Genomic DNA, 15,254 nt, shown 5'->3' with positions numbered 1-15,254 from the left:
TCACAACTCCGTAAACTAACTTATCGGCCAAAGCGATCGAGATTCGCTTTGTTGATAAGGTTAGCTTTCTTCATTACAGACTCATATTGATGAGACATCATATGGGTCTGAACCTGAGCCATGAAGTCCATGATCACTACCACCATAATCAACAGGGAAGTACCGCCAAAATAGAACTGTACTTTCCAGGCGATGAGCATGAACTCCGGAATCAAACAGATAAAGGTAATGTATAACGCGCCTGCCAGAGTCAGTCGGGTCATCACTTTATCAATGTAACGCGAGGTCTGTTCGCCAGGACGGATCCCGGGAATGAACGCACCACTCTTCTTCAGATTGTCTGCTGTCTCACGTGGGTTAAACACCAGCGCGGTATAGAAGAAGCAGAAGAAGATAATTGCTGCTGCATAAAGCAGTGAGTACAGCGGCTGCCCGGGGCTTACGGCCAGAGAAATATCGCTGAGCCAAGACAGGGCCTCATTCTGACCGAACCACTGAGCCAGGGTTCCAGGGAACAGAATGATGCTGGACGCAAAGATTGGGGGGATGACACCCGCCATGTTCACCTTCAGCGGCAAGTGAGTGGATTGGGCAGCAAAGATTTTATTTCCTTGCTGACGCTTGGCGTAGTTCACGACGATACGACGCTGGCCACGCTCCACAAACACCACAAAATAGGTAACGGCGAATACTATCACGCCAATCAACAACAATACCAATACGTTCAAATCACCTTGACGCGCCTGTTCGGCCGTTTGGCCGATAGCCGATGGCAGGCCGGCTACGATACCTGCGAAAATCAGGATCGAAATACCGTTACCAATGCCACGCTCGGTAATCTGTTCACCCAGCCACATCAGGAACATAGTCCCGGTAACCAAGCTTACGATTGCAACGAAATAGAACCCAAAACCTGGATTCACTACCAGACCTGGAACCAGGTTTGGCAGACCGGTTGCAATACCGACCGACTGGAATGTACCCAACACCAGGGTACCCCAACGGGTGTATTGACTGATTTTGCGACGTCCAGACTCACCTTCCTTTTTCAGTTCGGCAAGTGCGGGGTGCACTACAGTCAATAACTGCATAATGATCGATGCCGAAATGTACGGCATGATACCCAATGCGAATATTGAGGCACGCTCAAGGGCACCACCCGAGAACATGTTAAACATGCCCAGGATGGTTCCCTTTTGTTGAGCAAACAGCTCTGCTAATACAGCTGCGTCAATACCAGGAATTGGTACAAATGAACCGGCACGAAACACGATAATTGCACCAATCACGAACAGGAGACGGGCTTTCAGTTCTGACAGACCGCCCTTCGCGCTTTTTAAATCAAGTCCTGGTTTTGCCATCGACGTATTATTCCTCGATCTTTCCGCCAGCAGCTTCAATAGCTGCGCGTGCACCTTTGGTAACCTTCAGACCTTTTACGGTCACTGGGCGCTCAATGGTACCTGAAAGAACGACTTTCGCAAACTGGATGTTGCGAGTTACTACGTTCGCATCTTTCAGTGCGTTCAGGTCGATAACATCACCGTTAACTTTTGCCAGTTCGCCGAGACGAACTTCAGCAGTTACCATAGAAACACGAGAGGTAAAGCCGAACTTAGGCAGACGGATCTTAAGTGGCATTTGACCACCCTCGAAGCCAGGGCGTACACCGCCACCGCTACGAGATTTTTGACCCTTGTGACCGCGACCAGCGGTCTTGCCCAAGCCAGAACCAATACCACGGCCTACACGCTTAGGAGCAGACTTCGCGCCTACGGCAGGAGAAAGTGTGTTCAGACGCATTATCAGTCCTCCACCTTAACCATGTAGTAGACCTTATTGATCATACCGCGAACAGCTGGAGTATCTTCCAGCTCAACGGTGTGACCAATGCGACGCAGACCCAGGCCAGTCAGAGTGGCCTTGTGCTTTGGCAGACGGCCAATGGCACTTTTGGTCTGAGTTACTTTGATAGTTTTAGCCATGATGCATTACCCCCGAATTTCTTCGACGCTCAGACCACGCTTGGCAGCAACCTGCGCTGGTGACTTCATGTGCGTCAGAGCATCAACAGTCGCGCGAACGATGTTGATCGGGTTAGTGGAACCGTAGGCCTTAGACAGTACGTTGTGAACGCCTGCTACTTCCAATACGGCGCGCATCGCACCACCGGCAATAATACCGGTACCCTGAGACGCAGGCTGCATGTAAACACGCGAACCGGTGTGACGTCCCTTAACTGGGTGGTGCAGAGTGCCTTCGTTCAGTTCTACAGTCACCATGTTACGACGAGCCTTTTCCATTGCCTTTTGGATGGCAGCTGGAACTTCACGGGCTTTGCCGTAGCCGTAGCCAACACGACCGTTACCATCACCCACTACAGTCAATGCAGTGAAGCTGAAGATACGACCGCCCTTAACTACTTTAGAAACACGGTTTACTGCAATCAGTTTCTCTTGCAGATCGTCTTTCTGCTGCTGAGCTTCTACTTTAGCCATTGTAATAAACCCCTTAGAACTGGAGGCCAGCTTCACGAGCGGCGTCTGCCAAGGCAGCAACACGACCGTGATACTTGAAGCCAGAACGATCGAACGCAACTACAGTTACGCCCTTCTCGACGGCGCGCTCAGCGATGGCTTTACCCACTGCCTTGGCGGCATCCACGTTACCGGTAGACTTCAGAGCTTCCTTGATTGATTTCTCAACAGTAGAAGCCGCTGCAACAACCTGAGCTTCAGGATTGATCACCTGAGCGTAGATGTGACGGGGGGTACGATGTACCACCAAACGGTGCACGCCCAGCTCTTGGATCTTCTTGCGAGCGCGGGTAGCGCGGCGCAAGCGAGATGATTTCTTATCCATAGCGTTACCTTACTTCTTCTTAGCCTCTTTACGGCGTACTTCTTCGTTAGCGTAGCGAACACCCTTGCCCTTGTAAGGCTCTGGTGGACGATAGCCACGAATCTCAGCAGCCACTTGACCAACCAGTTCTTTGTCGATAGAACGCAGAACGATTTCGGTTTGGCTTGGGCATTCAGCAGTAACGCCAGCTGGAAGTTTGTGTACCAGTGGGTGAGAAAAACCCAGAGACAGATCGACGTCGCTACCGGCCACTTTGGCACGATAACCTACACCAACCAGCTGCAGCTTCTTCTCAAAACCCTGAGATACACCAACAACCATGTTGTTGATAAGAGCGCGGGCAGTACCAGCTTGAGCCCAGGCGTTAACAACGCCTTCTACGGGGGCAAACTTGATAGCGCCATCTTCAACAGTCACTGCAACAGCGCTGTTGATTACGCGAGTCAGAGTACCTTTGCCGCCTTTAACGGTGATTTCCTGACCATTTAAGGTCACCTCTACGCCGGCAGGAATAGATACAGGTGCTTTTGCTACACGAGACATTCCTAGCTCCTTATGCTACGTAGCAGATAACCTCACCACCCATGCCAGCGAGGCGGGCGGCACGATCAGTCATCAGGCCTTTAGAAGTGGAAACGATTGCGATACCCAGGCCACCCATCACTTTTGGCAGTTCGTCTTTACCTTTGTAAATACGAAGACCAGGACGGCTTACGCGCTGGATAGTCTCAACAACTGGACGGCCCTGGAAGTACTTCAGAGTAACTTCCAGCTCGGCTTTATTGCCTTCAGACGCAACAGCGTAGTCGGTGATGTAACCTTCGTCTTTCAGCAGCTTAGCGATAGCTACTTTCAGTTTAGCGGAAGGCATCTTCACAGATACTTTGTTAGCAGCCTGGCCGTTACGGATACGGGTCAGCATATCCGCAATAGGATCTTGCATGCTCATATTAGCTTTCTCCGTGACAAGTGCTTACCAGCTGGCCTTACGCAGACCAGGAACTTCACCACGCATGGTAGCTTCACGCAGCTTGATACGGCTCAGGCCGAACTTGCGCAGGAAACCATGTGGGCGACCAGTTTGATTACAACGGTTACGCTGACGCGCGGCGCTGGAATCACGTGGTAAAGCTTGCAGCTTCAGAACAGCGTCCCAACGAGCGTCGTCGGAAGACTCTGGGCTGTTGATGATAGCTTTCAGAGCAGCACGCTTTTCAGCATACTTAGCCACGAGAGCTGCACGCTTTGCTTCGCGTGCCTTCATTGAAGTTTTTGCCATTACGCTACCCCTTATTTCTTGAATGGGAAGTTAAAAGCGTCCAGAAGAGCACGACCTTCCTCATCGTTCTTGGCGGTTGTGGTGATCACAATGTCCATACCACGAACGCGATCGATCTTGTCATAGTCGATCTCAGGGAAGATGATTTGCTCACGCACGCCCATCGCGTAGTTACCACGGCCGTCGAACGACTTAGCGCTCAGACCACGGAAGTCACGGATACGAGGGATTGCGATATCCAGCAGACGCTCAAAGAATTCCCACATACGCTCACCGCGCAGGGTTACTTTGCAGCCAATAGGGTAGCCTTCACGGATTTTGAAACCAGCGACTGACTTACGAGCTACAGTCACAACTGGCTTCTGGCCAGCGATTGCAGTCATATCACGGACAGCGTTTTCCATGATTTTCTTGTCAGCAACAGCTTCGCCAACACCCATGTTCAGGGTGATTTTCTCAATCCGAGGGACTTGCATGACACTGGTATAACCGAACTTTTTAGACAGTTCAGCGATCACAGTCTCTTTGTATTTATCATGCAGTTTCGCCATCGTTTACTCCAGTTACTTAACGAGTTCACCATTCGATTTGAAGAAACGTACTTTCTTGCCGTCTTCAAATCGGAAACCTACACGATCCGCCTTGCCAGTAGCAGGGTTAAAGATCGCCACATTTGATACTTGAATCGCAGCTTCTTTCTCTACGATGCCACCAGTGATACCCAGTTGTGGGTTTGGCTTGGTGTGCTTCTTAACGAGATTGATGCCTTCAACAACTACCTTGCCGGTAACCAGTACGCGAGTCACTTTGCCACGCTTACCTTTATCTTTACCGGTCAGTACAATCACTTCGTCTTCACGACGGATTTTTGCTGCCATTTTGAAGCTCCTTACAGTACTTCTGGTGCCAGCGACACAATCTTCATGAATTGCTCAGTACGCAGTTCACGTGTCACAGGTCCAAAGATACGAGTACCAATCGGCTGCAGGTTGTTGTTCAGAAGAACAGCTGCATTCCGATCGAAGCGAATGACAGAACCGTCTGGACGACGTACGCCTTTCTTAGTACGGACTACCACCGCGTTATACACATCACCTTTCTTCGCTTTAGCGCGAGGAATGGCTTCTTTAACAGAAACCTTGATGATGTCGCCGATACCGGCATAACGACGATGAGAGCCACCCAAGACCTTAATACACTGAACTCTGCGAGCGCCACTGTTACATGCGACGTCCAGAGTCGATTGCATTTGGATCATTTTAAGTGCTCCGCTATCGTTACTTCACAAACCCCTTTTCGGGGCATTAACTAACCATTTCGGTCCGAAAACAGACAAAAATGGCGCGCAAGTATAACACCGTTAAATTTGAAAGAACAGTGCTAAAAACAAACGGCCCCGAAAAGGGGCCGTTTTTCTTTCCAGGCTAAAATTAAGCCTTAGAAACTACGTCTACCAGGGTCCAGGACTTGGTCTTGGACAGAGGACGACATTCGCGAATGGTCACGATATCGCCTTCGTTGCACTGGTTCAGCTCGTCGTGGGCGTGGATCTTGGTTGTACGCTTGATGAACTTACCATAGATTGGGTGTTTCACCAGACGCTCAACAGCCACAGTAATGGACTTGTCCATCTTGTTGCTGGTCACACGACCCTGCAAAGTACGGATTTTGTCAGACATTATGCACCCGCCTTAGAAGTAATAATGGTCTTAACACGCGCAATGTTACGGCGCACTTGCTTCAGCTGGTGAGTTTGAGCCAGCTGGCCAGTGGCGTGTTGCATACGCAGGTTAAACTGCTCACGCAGCAGACCAAGTAATTCAGCGTTCAGTTCTTCAACGCTTTTTTCTCTCAGTTCGCTCGCTTTCATTACATCACCGTCTTAATTACAAAGGTAGTCTTGATAGGCAGTTTGGCAGCGGCCAGACCGAAGGCCTCACGGGCCAACTCTTCGGACACGCCATCCATCTCATAGAGCACCTTACCAGGCTGAATCTGGCATACCCAGTATTCAACGTTACCTTTACCTTTACCCATACGCACTTCGAGAGGCTTAGCGGTAATTGGCTTGTCAGGGAAGACACGGATCCAGATCTTACCTTGACGCTTAACATGACGTGTCATTGCACGACGCGCAGACTCGATCTGACGGGCTGTCAGGCGACCACGGCCAACAGCTTTCAGACCAAAAGTACCGAAACTTACTTCAGTACCTGCAGCCAGACCACGGTTGCGGCCTTTGTGCATCTTGCGGAACTTCATACGTTTTGGTTGCAGCATTGCCGGCTCTCCTATTTACCACGAGGCTTGCGCTTAGGTTGCTGCTGTTTCGGCTCTTCTACCTGAGGCAGCATGCCGTCCAGAACTTCACCTTTGAAGACCCAAACTTTAATGCCGATCACACCGTAGGTGGTGTGACTCTCAGAAGTAGCGTAGTCGATATCAGCACGCAGTGTGTGCAGAGGCACACGACCTTCACGGTACCATTCGGTACGCGCAATCTCAGCGCCGCCGAGACGGCCACTAACTTCAACTTTGATACCTTGTGCACCGATGCGCATGGCGTTCTGTACAGCGCGCTTCATAGCACGACGGAACATTACGCGACGCTCCAGCTGTTGGGCGATAGAATCGGCAACCAGCTTAGCGTCCAGCTCAGGCTTACGGATCTCAGCGATGTTAATTTGGGCAGGAGTGCCAGAAATCTTGGCAACTTCAGCGCGCAGTACTTCAACATCTTCACCCTTCTTACCAATCACAACGCCTGGACGGGCAGTGTGGATGGTAACGCGGATGCTTTTCGCTGGGCGTTCAATCACGATCTTGGAAACTGATGCGGCTTCCAGTTTCTTTTCCAGAAACTTACGCACTTCCCAGTCGCTGTGCAGGTTATTTGCATAATCTGACTTATCGGCGTACCAGGTAGAGATCCAAGGCTTGGTGATACCCAGACGGATACCATTAGGATGTACTTTCTGTCCCATTGCTCTCTATCTCCTAGCGATCTGATACAACCACAGTGATGTGGCTGGTACGCTTGATGATACGATCAGCACGGCCTTTGGCACGTGGCATGATGCGCTTCATAGTTGGGCCTTCGTCAACGAAAACCTTGGCGATTTTCAGATCGTCAATGTCAGCGCCTTCGTTGTGCTCGGCGTTGGCGATAGCAGAATCAACGACTTTCTTAACCAGTACGGCAGCCTTTTTCGGGCTGAAAGTCAGAATCTCCAGGGCCTTGGCAACAGGCAGACCGCGGATCTGATCAGCGACCAGGCGAGCCTTCTGAGGCGACGTACGGGCAAAACGATGTTTAGCTAAAACTTCCATCTTAAGTCTCCCGTATTAGCGCTTCTTCGCTTTCTTATCAGCAGCGTGGCCGCGATAAGTGCGAGTTGGTGAAAACTCACCAAGCTTGTGACCAATCATTTCGTCAGTAACGAACACAGGTACGTGCTGACGCCCATTATGGACAGCGATGGTCAACCCAATCATTTGTGGGATGATCATAGAGCGGCGAGACCAAGTCTTGATAGGCTTTTTGTCACCGGCTTCCACCGCTTTCTCTACCTTCTTCAGCAAGTGCAGGTCGATAAATGGACCTTTCTTGAGAGAACGTGGCATGGCGAATCCTCTTAATTACTTAGTACGACGACGTACAATGTACTTGTCGGTGCGTTTGTTGCTGCGAGTCTTGTAACCCTTGGTTGGAACACCCCAAGGAGTTACTGGGTGACGGCCACCAGAAGTACGGCCTTCACCACCACCGTGTGGGTGATCTACTGGGTTCATGGCAACACCACGAACTGTTGGGCGTACACCTCTCCAACGCTTGGCACCAGCTTTACCCAGCTGACGCAGCATGTGTTCGGCATTACCCACTTCGCCCAGAGTAGCGCGGCAGTCTACAGGCACTTTGCGCATTTCGCCGGAGCGCAGACGCAGAGTGGCGTATTCGCCGTCACGAGCTACTACCTGAACGTAAGCACCAGCAGAACGAGCGATCTGGGCGCCTTTGCCAGGCTTCATTTCCACGGCGTGAACAACAGAACCCACAGGGATGTTGCGCAGTGGCAGAGCGTTACCCACTTTGATGTCTGCATCAATGCCAGAAACGACTTTGTCGCCAGCCTGCATGCCTTTGGCAGCCAGGATGTAACGACGTTCACCGTCTGCATACAGAACCAGAGCAATGTTGGCGGTACGATTTGGATCGTACTCCAGACGCTCAATCTTACCTGGGATACCGTCTTTGTTACGCTTGAAATCGATCAGACGGTAGTGTTGCTTGTGACCACCACCAACGTGACGGGTAGTGATACGACCAGTGTTGTTACGACCACCGGTCTTGGACTTCTTGGCCAGCAGGCCAGCGAAAGGCTTGCCTTTGTGCAGATCGCTGTTAACGATCTTAACAACGCCACGACGACCTGGAGAAGTAGGCTTACACTTAACAATTGCCATGGGTGATCTCCTTACGCTTCAGCGCCAACGAAGTCGATGTCAGCACCGGCAGCCAGAGTCACATAGGCTTTTTTCCAATCGCTACGACGGCCTACACGGGCACCGTGACGCTTGGTTTTGCCTTTGTTGATCAGGGTGCGCACACCAGCAACTTCAACTTCGAACAGTTTCTCAACGGCAGCTTTGATTTCACTCTTGGTGGCATCGATAGCTACACGGAAAACTACAGTGTTGGTCTTCTCAGCAACCACGGTGCTCTTTTCAGAGATGTGTGGTGCCAGGATAACTTTCAGTAAACGCTCTTCGCGGATCATGCCAGCATCTCCTCGATTTGCTTCACAGCGTCAGCAGTTACCAGAACCTTGTTGAACGCGATCAGGCTTACTGGATCCAGACCTGCTACGTCACGCACGTCAACCTTGTACAGGTTGCGAGCAGCCAGGAACAGGTTCTCATCAACTTCTGCAGTCACAATCAGCACGTCTTCCAGGTCCATAGCTTTCAGCTTGGCCTTCAGCTCTTTAGTTTTAGGAGCTTCAACGGCGAATTGTTCAACTACAACCAGACGCTCTTGACGTACCAGCTCGGACAGAATGCTCATCAGAGCGCCGCGGTACATCTTCTTGTTTACTTTTTGGCTGTGATCTTGGGTTTTAGCAGCGAATGTTACGCCACCACCACGCCACAGTGGACCTTTGATACCGCCGGCACGAGCGCGACCGGTACCTTTCTGGCGCCATGGCTTTTTGCCAGTGCCAGTGATTTCAGCGCGAGTCTTTTGAGCACGAGTGCCCTGACGCGCGTTCGCAGCGTAAGCTACAACTACCTGATGAACCAGTGCTTCGTTAAAGTCACGGCCGAAGGTAGTCTCGGAAACTTCAAGAGCGCGAGAGGCGTCTTTCAATACCAATTCCATTACTATCTCCTCAGACCTTATGCTTTAACAGCTGGCTTGATGATCAGGTCGCCGTTAGTAGCGCCTGGAACGGCACCCTTAACCAGCAGCAGGTTACGCTCAACATCTACACGTACTACGTCCAGATTTTGAGTGGTAACGCGCTCAGCGCCCATGTGACCTGACATCTTTTTGCCTTTGAATACACGACCTGGCGTCTGGTTCTGACCGATAGAACCGTTAGCGCGGTGTGACAAAGAGTTACCGTGAGTCATATCCTGAGTACGGAAGTTCCAGCGCTTAACACCGCCCTGGAAGCCTTTACCTTTGGATTGACCAGTCACGTCAACTTTCTGAACGTCAGCGAAGATCTCTACATTCAGCTCAGCACCAACTTCAATGCCTTCGCCTTCACCTTCGCCCAGACGCATTTCCCACAGACCACGGCCGGCTTCAACGCCTGCCTTGGCAAAGTGGCCAGCTTCTGGCTTAGTAACGCGATGGGCTTTTTTGGCACCAGTTGTAACTTGAAGTGCGCGATAACCGTCGTTTTCCAGAGTCTTCACCTGGGTTACGCGGTTGGCTTCTACTTCGATTACAGTAACAGGGATAGACACGCCATCTTCGGTGAAGATGCGGGTCATGCCCACTTTACGACCAATAAGACCGATAGCCATCTCTACAAACCTCTTATAAGGATCTCTGTTAACCCAAGCTAATCTGGACATCAACGCCAGCAGCGAGATCCAGACGCATCAGTGCGTCAACGGTTTTCTCAGTTGGCTCAACGATGTCAACCAGACGCTTGTGAGTACGCAGTTCGTACTGGTCACGAGCATCTTTATTAACGTGCGGAGAGATCAAAACGGTGAAACGCTCTTTGCGAGTAGGCAGTGGGATAGGACCACGAACCTGAGCGCCAGTGCGCTTAGCAGTTTCAACGATTTCCGCAGTGGACTGATCGATCAAACGATGATCAAATCCTTTCAAGCGGATACGGATTCTTTGGTTCTGCATTGACCAGAGCTCCTAAAATGAACACATAAAAAATCACCCTCTAGCCATTTCCCATCTGGGAAAGACAGAGCGAGATGATTTAACCGTTCGACCCCCAATCGGGGTCGCTGTAGTAGTTACCATGGCTTAAAGCCCGGTCAACTATGTCGCTAACCTGAGTTTGCGAGCGGCTTATTATACACGGCCGGCAGGCAGGATCAAGTCAGTTGCGCAATTCGTCGACAGTTTTCTGTCGTAACGTAAGTAGCGGGGCATTATACGGACTTTTGCACAAATTACCAGCCTTTTATGCACAGCGCCAAAAGCCGCTAAATCCCAATAAAAAAGGCGACCCTAAGGTCGCCTTCTTCCAAGTCTACGAGATTACTCGTGGATCTTGGCTACTACACCAGCACCTACTGTGCGGCCGCCTTCACGGATAGCGAAGCGCAAGCCTTCGTCCATCGCGATTGGGCAAATCAGGGTAACAACCATCTTGATGTTGTCGCCTGGCATTACCATCTCTACGCCTTCTGGCAGTTCGATGGTACCGGTCACGTCAGTTGTACGGAAGTAGAACTGTGGACGGTAGCCTTTGAAGAATGGAGTGTGACGACCACCTTCTTCTTTAGACAGTACGTATACTTCTGATTCAAACTTGGTGTGTGGCTTGATGGTGCCTGGCTTGGACAGAACCTGACCACGCTCTACTTCATCACGCTTGGTACCACGCAGCAGGATACCGCAGTTCTCACCGGCACGACCTTCGTCCAGCAGCTTACGGAACATTTCTACGCCGGTACAGGTAGTCTTGGTGGTATCTTTGATACCTACGATTTCTACTTCTTCACCAACTTTGATGATACCGCGCTCTACACGACCGGTTACTACTGTACCACGGCCAGAGATAGAGAATACGTCTTCGATTGGCATCAGGAATGCTTTGTCGATAGCACGCTCTGGCTCAGGGATGTATGAATCCAGGGCCTCGGCCAGCTCGATGATCTTGCCTTCCCATGCAGCGTCGCCTTCCAGAGCTTTCAGAGCAGAACCCTGAATTACTGGCAGGTCATCACCTGGGAAGTCGTATTCAGACAGCAGTTCACGAACTTCCATCTCTACCAGTTCCAGCAGCTCTTCGTCATCTACCATGTCACACTTGTTCATGAACACGATGATGAAAGGTACACCTACCTGACGAGACAGCAGGATGTGCTCACGAGTCTGTGGCATTGGGCCGTCAGTCGCAGCTACTACCAGGATAGCGCCGTCCATCTGGGCAGCACCGGTGATCATGTTTTTAACATAGTCAGCGTGGCCTGGGCAGTCTACGTGGGCGTAGTGACGAGTAGGAGTGTCGTACTCGATGTGAGAGGTGTTGATGGTAATACCACGCTCACGCTCTTCTGGGGCGTTGTCGATCTGAGAGAAGTCCTTCGCCTCACCACCGTAGGTCTTAGCCAGTACGTGAGAGATAGCAGCGGTCAGAGTGGTTTTACCATGGTCAACGTGACCGATGGTGCCCACGTTTACGTGGGGTTTAGTACGTTCGAATTTAGCTTTAGCCACGATATATTCCTTTCTTTTCAGAAATACCCGTCAATACGAGCGGGCAATATCAGTTAATGTAACAGTTACACCCTTGCTGGACATCAGCTGCGGGCTTCAATAACTGCCTTTGCTATGTTCTGCGGCGCGTCGGCGTACTTAAAGAACTCCATGGAGTATGACGCACGACCCTGAGTTGCAGAGCGCAAATCAGTCGCATAACCAAACATTTCAGACAGAGGCACAACGGCATGGACTATCTTAACGCCACCGACGCCATCGTCCATACCTTCAATCAGACCACGACGACGGTTCAGATCACCTACTACGTCACCCATGTAGTCTTCAGGGGTAGTTACCTCTACCTTCATGCAAGGCTCGAGCAACACAGGGTTCGCCTCGAGCGCGCCCTTTTTGAAGCCCATTGAACCTGCAACTTTGAAGGCCATTTCGTTCGAGTCCACATCGTGGTAGGAGCCATCGAACAGGGTGACCTTCACGTCCAGCACAGGGAAGCCGGCGAGTACGCCGTTCTTCATCTGCTCCTGGATACCCTTGTCAACGGCAGGGATGTATTCCTTTGGAACCACACCACCCACGATTTCGTTGACAAATTCATAGCCGGCGCCGTCTTCGTTGGGCTCGATACGCAACCAGACATGACCAAATTGGCCACGACCACCGGATTGACGTACGAACTTACCTTCGGCTTCGACCTTGGCACGGATAGTTTCGCGGTAGGCCACCTGAGGCTTACCCACGTTACACTCGACGTTAAACTCGCGACGCATACGGTCAACGATAATGTCCAAGTGTAGCTCACCCATACCGGAAATCAGAGTTTGACCAGACTCAGCGTCAGTCTCAACCCGGAAAGACGGATCTTCGGCTGCCAGCTTTTGCAGCGCGATACCCATCTTGTCCTGGTCGGCCTTGGAGCGTGGCTCCACGGCAATTGTGATCACAGGCTCTGGAAACTCCATACGCTCCAGGACTACCTTATTGTCTGAATCACACAGGGTATCACCCGTAGTGACTTCTTTCAGACCAATAGCGGCGGCAATATCACCGGCACGTACTTCTTTGAGTTCAGTACGATCGTTGGCGTGCATCTGCACGATACGACCGATACGCTCACGCTTTTGCTTGACCGAGTTGTACACAGACGCACCGGATTCCAGCACGCCAGAGTAAACACGAATAAAGGTCAAGGTACCCACGAATGGGTCAGTCGCAATCTTGAATGCCAGCGCGGAGAAAGGTGCATTGTCGTCGGCATGACGCTCAACTTCTTTCTCGTAATCATCGATGCCCTTGATAGCAGGTACATCGACCGGGGCTGGCAAGTACTCAACAACCGCGTCCAGCACGGCTTGCACGCCTTTATTCTTAAAGGCACTGCCACAGGTGGCCAGAACGATTTCGTTGTTGATAGTACGCTGGCGCAGTGCGGCCTTGATTTCAGCTTCGGTCAGTTCACCTGTTTCCAGGTACTTTTCCATCAGCTCTTCTGTCGCTTCGGCGGCACTTTCTACCAGGTACTCGCGCATCTCTGTGGCTTTATCCAGGAGATCCGCAGGAATGTCTTCATAGGTGAAGGTCATCCCCTGGTCCGCTTCGTTCCAGTTGATGGCTTTCATCTTGATAAGGTCAATCACGCCTTTGAAGTGTTCTTCCGCACCAATGTTCAATTGGATAGGGACACAGGTAGCACCCAGACGTTTACGGATCTGGTTGCATACGCGATCGAAGTCAGCACCGGCACGGTCCATCTTGTTAACGAACACCATGCGTGGCACGCCGTACTTGTTGGCCTGACGCCATACAGTCTCTGACTGAGGCTCAACGCCTGAGGCGCCACAGAAAACCACGACAGCACCGTCGAGTACGCGCAAAGAGCGCTCTACTTCAATGGTGAAGTCAACGTGTCCGGGGGTGTCGATGATGTTGATGCGGTGTTCGGTGAACTGAGCGTCCATACCGCGCCAGAAGGTGGTTACGGCAGCCGAGGTAATGGTAATACCACGTTCCTGCTCCTGAACCATCCAGTCAGTGGTCGCGGCACCATCGTGTACTTCACCGATTTTATGAGACAGGCCAGTGTAAAACAGCACACGCTCGGTGGTGGTAGTTTTGCCTGCATCAACATGAGCACAGATACCGATGTTACGGTAACGCTCAATGGGAGTTGTACGAGCCACGATAATAATCCTCTATACCGGAAAGACTTCCGGCAAAATCCGTAGTGGCGAGGACAGCCGGAGCTGTCCTCGCCATTTTTATTACCAGCGGTAATGAGCGAACGCTTTGTTCGCTTCGGCCATGCGGTGAACGTCTTCACGCTTCTTCACTGCAGTGCCTTTGTTGTCGGATGCATCCAGCATTTCGCCAGCCAGACGCAGAGCCATAGATTTTTCACCACGCTTACGAGCAGCTTCAACCAACCAGCGCATCGCCAGAGCGTTGCGACGTACTGGACGGACTTCACAAGGAACCTGGTAAGTAGAACCACCAACACGGCGGGACTTAACTTCAACAGAAGGACGAACGTTGTCCAGAGCAGCTTCCAGAACCACCAGGTGGTCTTCGCCTTTCTTCTCGGCAACTACATCCAGAGCCTTGTAAATGATTTTTTCAGCGACGGACTTCTTACCGTCTTGCATAATGACGTTGATGAACTTAGCCAGCAACTCACTATTGAACTTTGGATCAGGCAGGATCTTGCGCTGACCTACTACGCGACGTCTTGGCATAACAATTCTCCGTATGCTTCAGGTATTTCCAAAACTGGAAGTATTTAAATTAAGCTTGGCCTTACTTAACGGATAACCATTAAGACTTAGGACGCTTGGCACCGTACTTAGAACGAGCCTGGCGGCGAGCGTTCACACCAGCACAGTCCAGAGCGCCACGAATGGTGTGATAACGCACACCTGGCAGGTCTTTAACACGACCGCCACGGATCAGAATCACACTGTGTTCCTGCAGGTTGTGGCCTTCACCGCCGATGTATGAAGTAACTTCAAAACCGTTGGTCAAACGCACACGAGCTACTTTACGCAGTGCAGAGTTTGGTTTCTTAGGGGCGGTGGTGTACACACGAGTACAAACACCACGCTTCTGTGGGCACGCTTCCAGCGCTGGCACGTTAGTCTTGTCGACTTTAGGTGCACGTGGCTTACGTACCAACTGATTTACAGTTGCCATTTA

General features: G+C 51.2%; 26 protein-coding genes. All 26 read right to left on the bottom strand.

What is annotated here, in order from left to right; all coding sequences use genetic code 11:
• Window positions 1–20: 20 nt before the first annotated feature.
• Entirely contained in the window at window positions 21–1,361 is a 1,341-nt protein-coding gene (secY, locus tag SAMA_RS01225) for a preprotein translocase subunit SecY (RefSeq protein ID WP_011758354.1), read from the bottom strand.
• Between the two features lie 7 nt (window positions 1,362–1,368).
• The gene (rplO, locus tag SAMA_RS01220) at window positions 1,369–1,803 is read right to left on the bottom strand and encodes a 50S ribosomal protein L15 (protein WP_011758353.1); all 435 of its coding nucleotides are present in this window, start codon (window positions 1,801–1,803) and stop codon (window positions 1,369–1,371) included.
• A gap of 2 nt (window positions 1,804–1,805) precedes the next feature.
• Window positions 1,806–1,985 (bottom strand): 50S ribosomal protein L30, encoded by a 180-nt coding sequence (gene rpmD, locus SAMA_RS01215; protein ID WP_011758352.1) that lies wholly within the window; start codon window positions 1,983–1,985, stop codon window positions 1,806–1,808.
• Window positions 1,986–1,991: 6 nt separating this feature from the next.
• Window positions 1,992–2,498, bottom strand: coding sequence for a 30S ribosomal protein S5 (gene rpsE / locus SAMA_RS01210; protein ID WP_011758351.1), 507 nt, complete (start codon window positions 2,496–2,498; stop codon window positions 1,992–1,994).
• A 13-nt stretch (window positions 2,499–2,511) separates the two neighbouring features.
• Window positions 2,512–2,862, bottom strand: coding sequence for a 50S ribosomal protein L18 (rplR, locus tag SAMA_RS01205; protein ID WP_011758350.1), 351 nt, complete (start codon window positions 2,860–2,862; stop codon window positions 2,512–2,514).
• Window positions 2,863–2,871: 9 nt separating this feature from the next.
• Entirely contained in the window at window positions 2,872–3,405 is a 534-nt protein-coding gene (gene rplF, locus SAMA_RS01200; RefSeq protein ID WP_011758349.1) for a 50S ribosomal protein L6, read from the bottom strand.
• Between the two features lie 10 nt (window positions 3,406–3,415).
• Entirely contained in the window at window positions 3,416–3,811 is a 396-nt protein-coding gene (gene rpsH, locus SAMA_RS01195) for a 30S ribosomal protein S8 (protein ID WP_011758348.1), read from the bottom strand.
• Between the two features lie 24 nt (window positions 3,812–3,835).
• On the bottom strand, window positions 3,836–4,141 hold the full coding sequence (gene rpsN / locus SAMA_RS01190) for a 30S ribosomal protein S14 (protein WP_011758347.1): 306 nt from the start codon (window positions 4,139–4,141) through the stop codon (window positions 3,836–3,838).
• 11 nt (window positions 4,142–4,152) lie between these two features.
• Entirely contained in the window at window positions 4,153–4,692 is a 540-nt protein-coding gene (rplE, locus tag SAMA_RS01185; RefSeq protein ID WP_011758346.1) for a 50S ribosomal protein L5, read from the bottom strand.
• Window positions 4,693–4,704: 12 nt separating this feature from the next.
• On the bottom strand, window positions 4,705–5,019 hold the full coding sequence (gene rplX, locus SAMA_RS01180) for a 50S ribosomal protein L24 (RefSeq protein ID WP_011758345.1): 315 nt from the start codon (window positions 5,017–5,019) through the stop codon (window positions 4,705–4,707).
• 11 nt (window positions 5,020–5,030) lie between these two features.
• Entirely contained in the window at window positions 5,031–5,399 is a 369-nt protein-coding gene (gene rplN / locus SAMA_RS01175) for a 50S ribosomal protein L14 (protein WP_011758344.1), read from the bottom strand.
• Window positions 5,400–5,571: 172 nt separating this feature from the next.
• Window positions 5,572–5,820 (bottom strand): 30S ribosomal protein S17, encoded by a 249-nt coding sequence (gene rpsQ, locus SAMA_RS01170; RefSeq protein ID WP_011758343.1) that lies wholly within the window; start codon window positions 5,818–5,820, stop codon window positions 5,572–5,574.
• Complete coding sequence (rpmC, locus tag SAMA_RS01165) at window positions 5,820–6,011, bottom strand: 50S ribosomal protein L29 (protein WP_011758342.1); 192 nt, start codon at window positions 6,009–6,011, stop codon at window positions 5,820–5,822. Before rpmC ends, rpsQ begins: the two co-directional genes overlap by 1 nt.
• Complete coding sequence (rplP, locus tag SAMA_RS01160) at window positions 6,011–6,421, bottom strand: 50S ribosomal protein L16 (RefSeq protein WP_011758341.1); 411 nt, start codon at window positions 6,419–6,421, stop codon at window positions 6,011–6,013. The genes rpmC and rplP overlap by 1 nt, the downstream gene beginning before the upstream one ends.
• Window positions 6,422–6,432: 11 nt before the next feature.
• Entirely contained in the window at window positions 6,433–7,125 is a 693-nt protein-coding gene (gene rpsC / locus SAMA_RS01155) for a 30S ribosomal protein S3 (protein ID WP_011758340.1), read from the bottom strand.
• A gap of 13 nt (window positions 7,126–7,138) precedes the next feature.
• The gene (gene rplV / locus SAMA_RS01150) at window positions 7,139–7,471 is read right to left on the bottom strand and encodes a 50S ribosomal protein L22 (RefSeq protein ID WP_011758339.1); all 333 of its coding nucleotides are present in this window, start codon (window positions 7,469–7,471) and stop codon (window positions 7,139–7,141) included.
• Window positions 7,472–7,486: 15 nt separating this feature from the next.
• Window positions 7,487–7,765, bottom strand: coding sequence for a 30S ribosomal protein S19 (gene rpsS / locus SAMA_RS01145; protein WP_011758338.1), 279 nt, complete (start codon window positions 7,763–7,765; stop codon window positions 7,487–7,489).
• Window positions 7,766–7,780: 15 nt separating this feature from the next.
• Window positions 7,781–8,605: a 50S ribosomal protein L2 gene (rplB, locus tag SAMA_RS01140; RefSeq protein ID WP_011758337.1), complete on the bottom strand. Its 825-nt coding sequence runs from the start codon at window positions 8,603–8,605 to the stop codon at window positions 7,781–7,783.
• 11 nt (window positions 8,606–8,616) lie between these two features.
• Window positions 8,617–8,919 carry a 50S ribosomal protein L23 gene (gene rplW / locus SAMA_RS01135; RefSeq protein ID WP_011758336.1) on the bottom strand — a complete coding sequence of 101 codons (303 nt, stop codon included), beginning with the start codon at window positions 8,917–8,919 and terminating at the stop codon, window positions 8,617–8,619.
• The gene (gene rplD, locus SAMA_RS01130) at window positions 8,916–9,521 is read right to left on the bottom strand and encodes a 50S ribosomal protein L4 (RefSeq protein ID WP_011758335.1); all 606 of its coding nucleotides are present in this window, start codon (window positions 9,519–9,521) and stop codon (window positions 8,916–8,918) included. Before rplD ends, rplW begins: the two co-directional genes overlap by 4 nt.
• A gap of 17 nt (window positions 9,522–9,538) precedes the next feature.
• The gene (rplC, locus tag SAMA_RS01125) at window positions 9,539–10,177 is read right to left on the bottom strand and encodes a 50S ribosomal protein L3 (protein ID WP_011758334.1); all 639 of its coding nucleotides are present in this window, start codon (window positions 10,175–10,177) and stop codon (window positions 9,539–9,541) included.
• Between the two features lie 28 nt (window positions 10,178–10,205).
• Complete coding sequence (gene rpsJ / locus SAMA_RS01120) at window positions 10,206–10,517, bottom strand: 30S ribosomal protein S10 (RefSeq protein ID WP_011758333.1); 312 nt, start codon at window positions 10,515–10,517, stop codon at window positions 10,206–10,208.
• Between the two features lie 363 nt (window positions 10,518–10,880).
• A complete protein-coding gene (gene tuf / locus SAMA_RS01115; RefSeq protein WP_011758321.1) occupies window positions 10,881–12,065 on the bottom strand; it encodes an elongation factor Tu in 1,185 nt (394 codons plus the stop codon).
• Between the two features lie 83 nt (window positions 12,066–12,148).
• The gene (gene fusA / locus SAMA_RS01110; RefSeq protein WP_011758332.1) at window positions 12,149–14,245 is read right to left on the bottom strand and encodes an elongation factor G; all 2,097 of its coding nucleotides are present in this window, start codon (window positions 14,243–14,245) and stop codon (window positions 12,149–12,151) included.
• Between the two features lie 81 nt (window positions 14,246–14,326).
• The gene (gene rpsG, locus SAMA_RS01105; protein WP_011758331.1) at window positions 14,327–14,797 is read right to left on the bottom strand and encodes a 30S ribosomal protein S7; all 471 of its coding nucleotides are present in this window, start codon (window positions 14,795–14,797) and stop codon (window positions 14,327–14,329) included.
• A 79-nt stretch (window positions 14,798–14,876) separates the two neighbouring features.
• Window positions 14,877–15,251, bottom strand: coding sequence for a 30S ribosomal protein S12 (rpsL, locus tag SAMA_RS01100; protein ID WP_011758330.1), 375 nt, complete (start codon window positions 15,249–15,251; stop codon window positions 14,877–14,879).
• Window positions 15,252–15,254 lie beyond the last annotated feature (3 nt).

The sequence above is a fragment of the Shewanella amazonensis SB2B genome (assembly GCF_000015245.1).
Classification (GTDB): domain Bacteria; phylum Pseudomonadota; class Gammaproteobacteria; order Enterobacterales; family Shewanellaceae; genus Shewanella; species Shewanella amazonensis.
The sequence above is the reverse complement of the archived record's forward strand: the minus strand, read 5'-3'. Positions and strand labels throughout refer to the sequence as shown.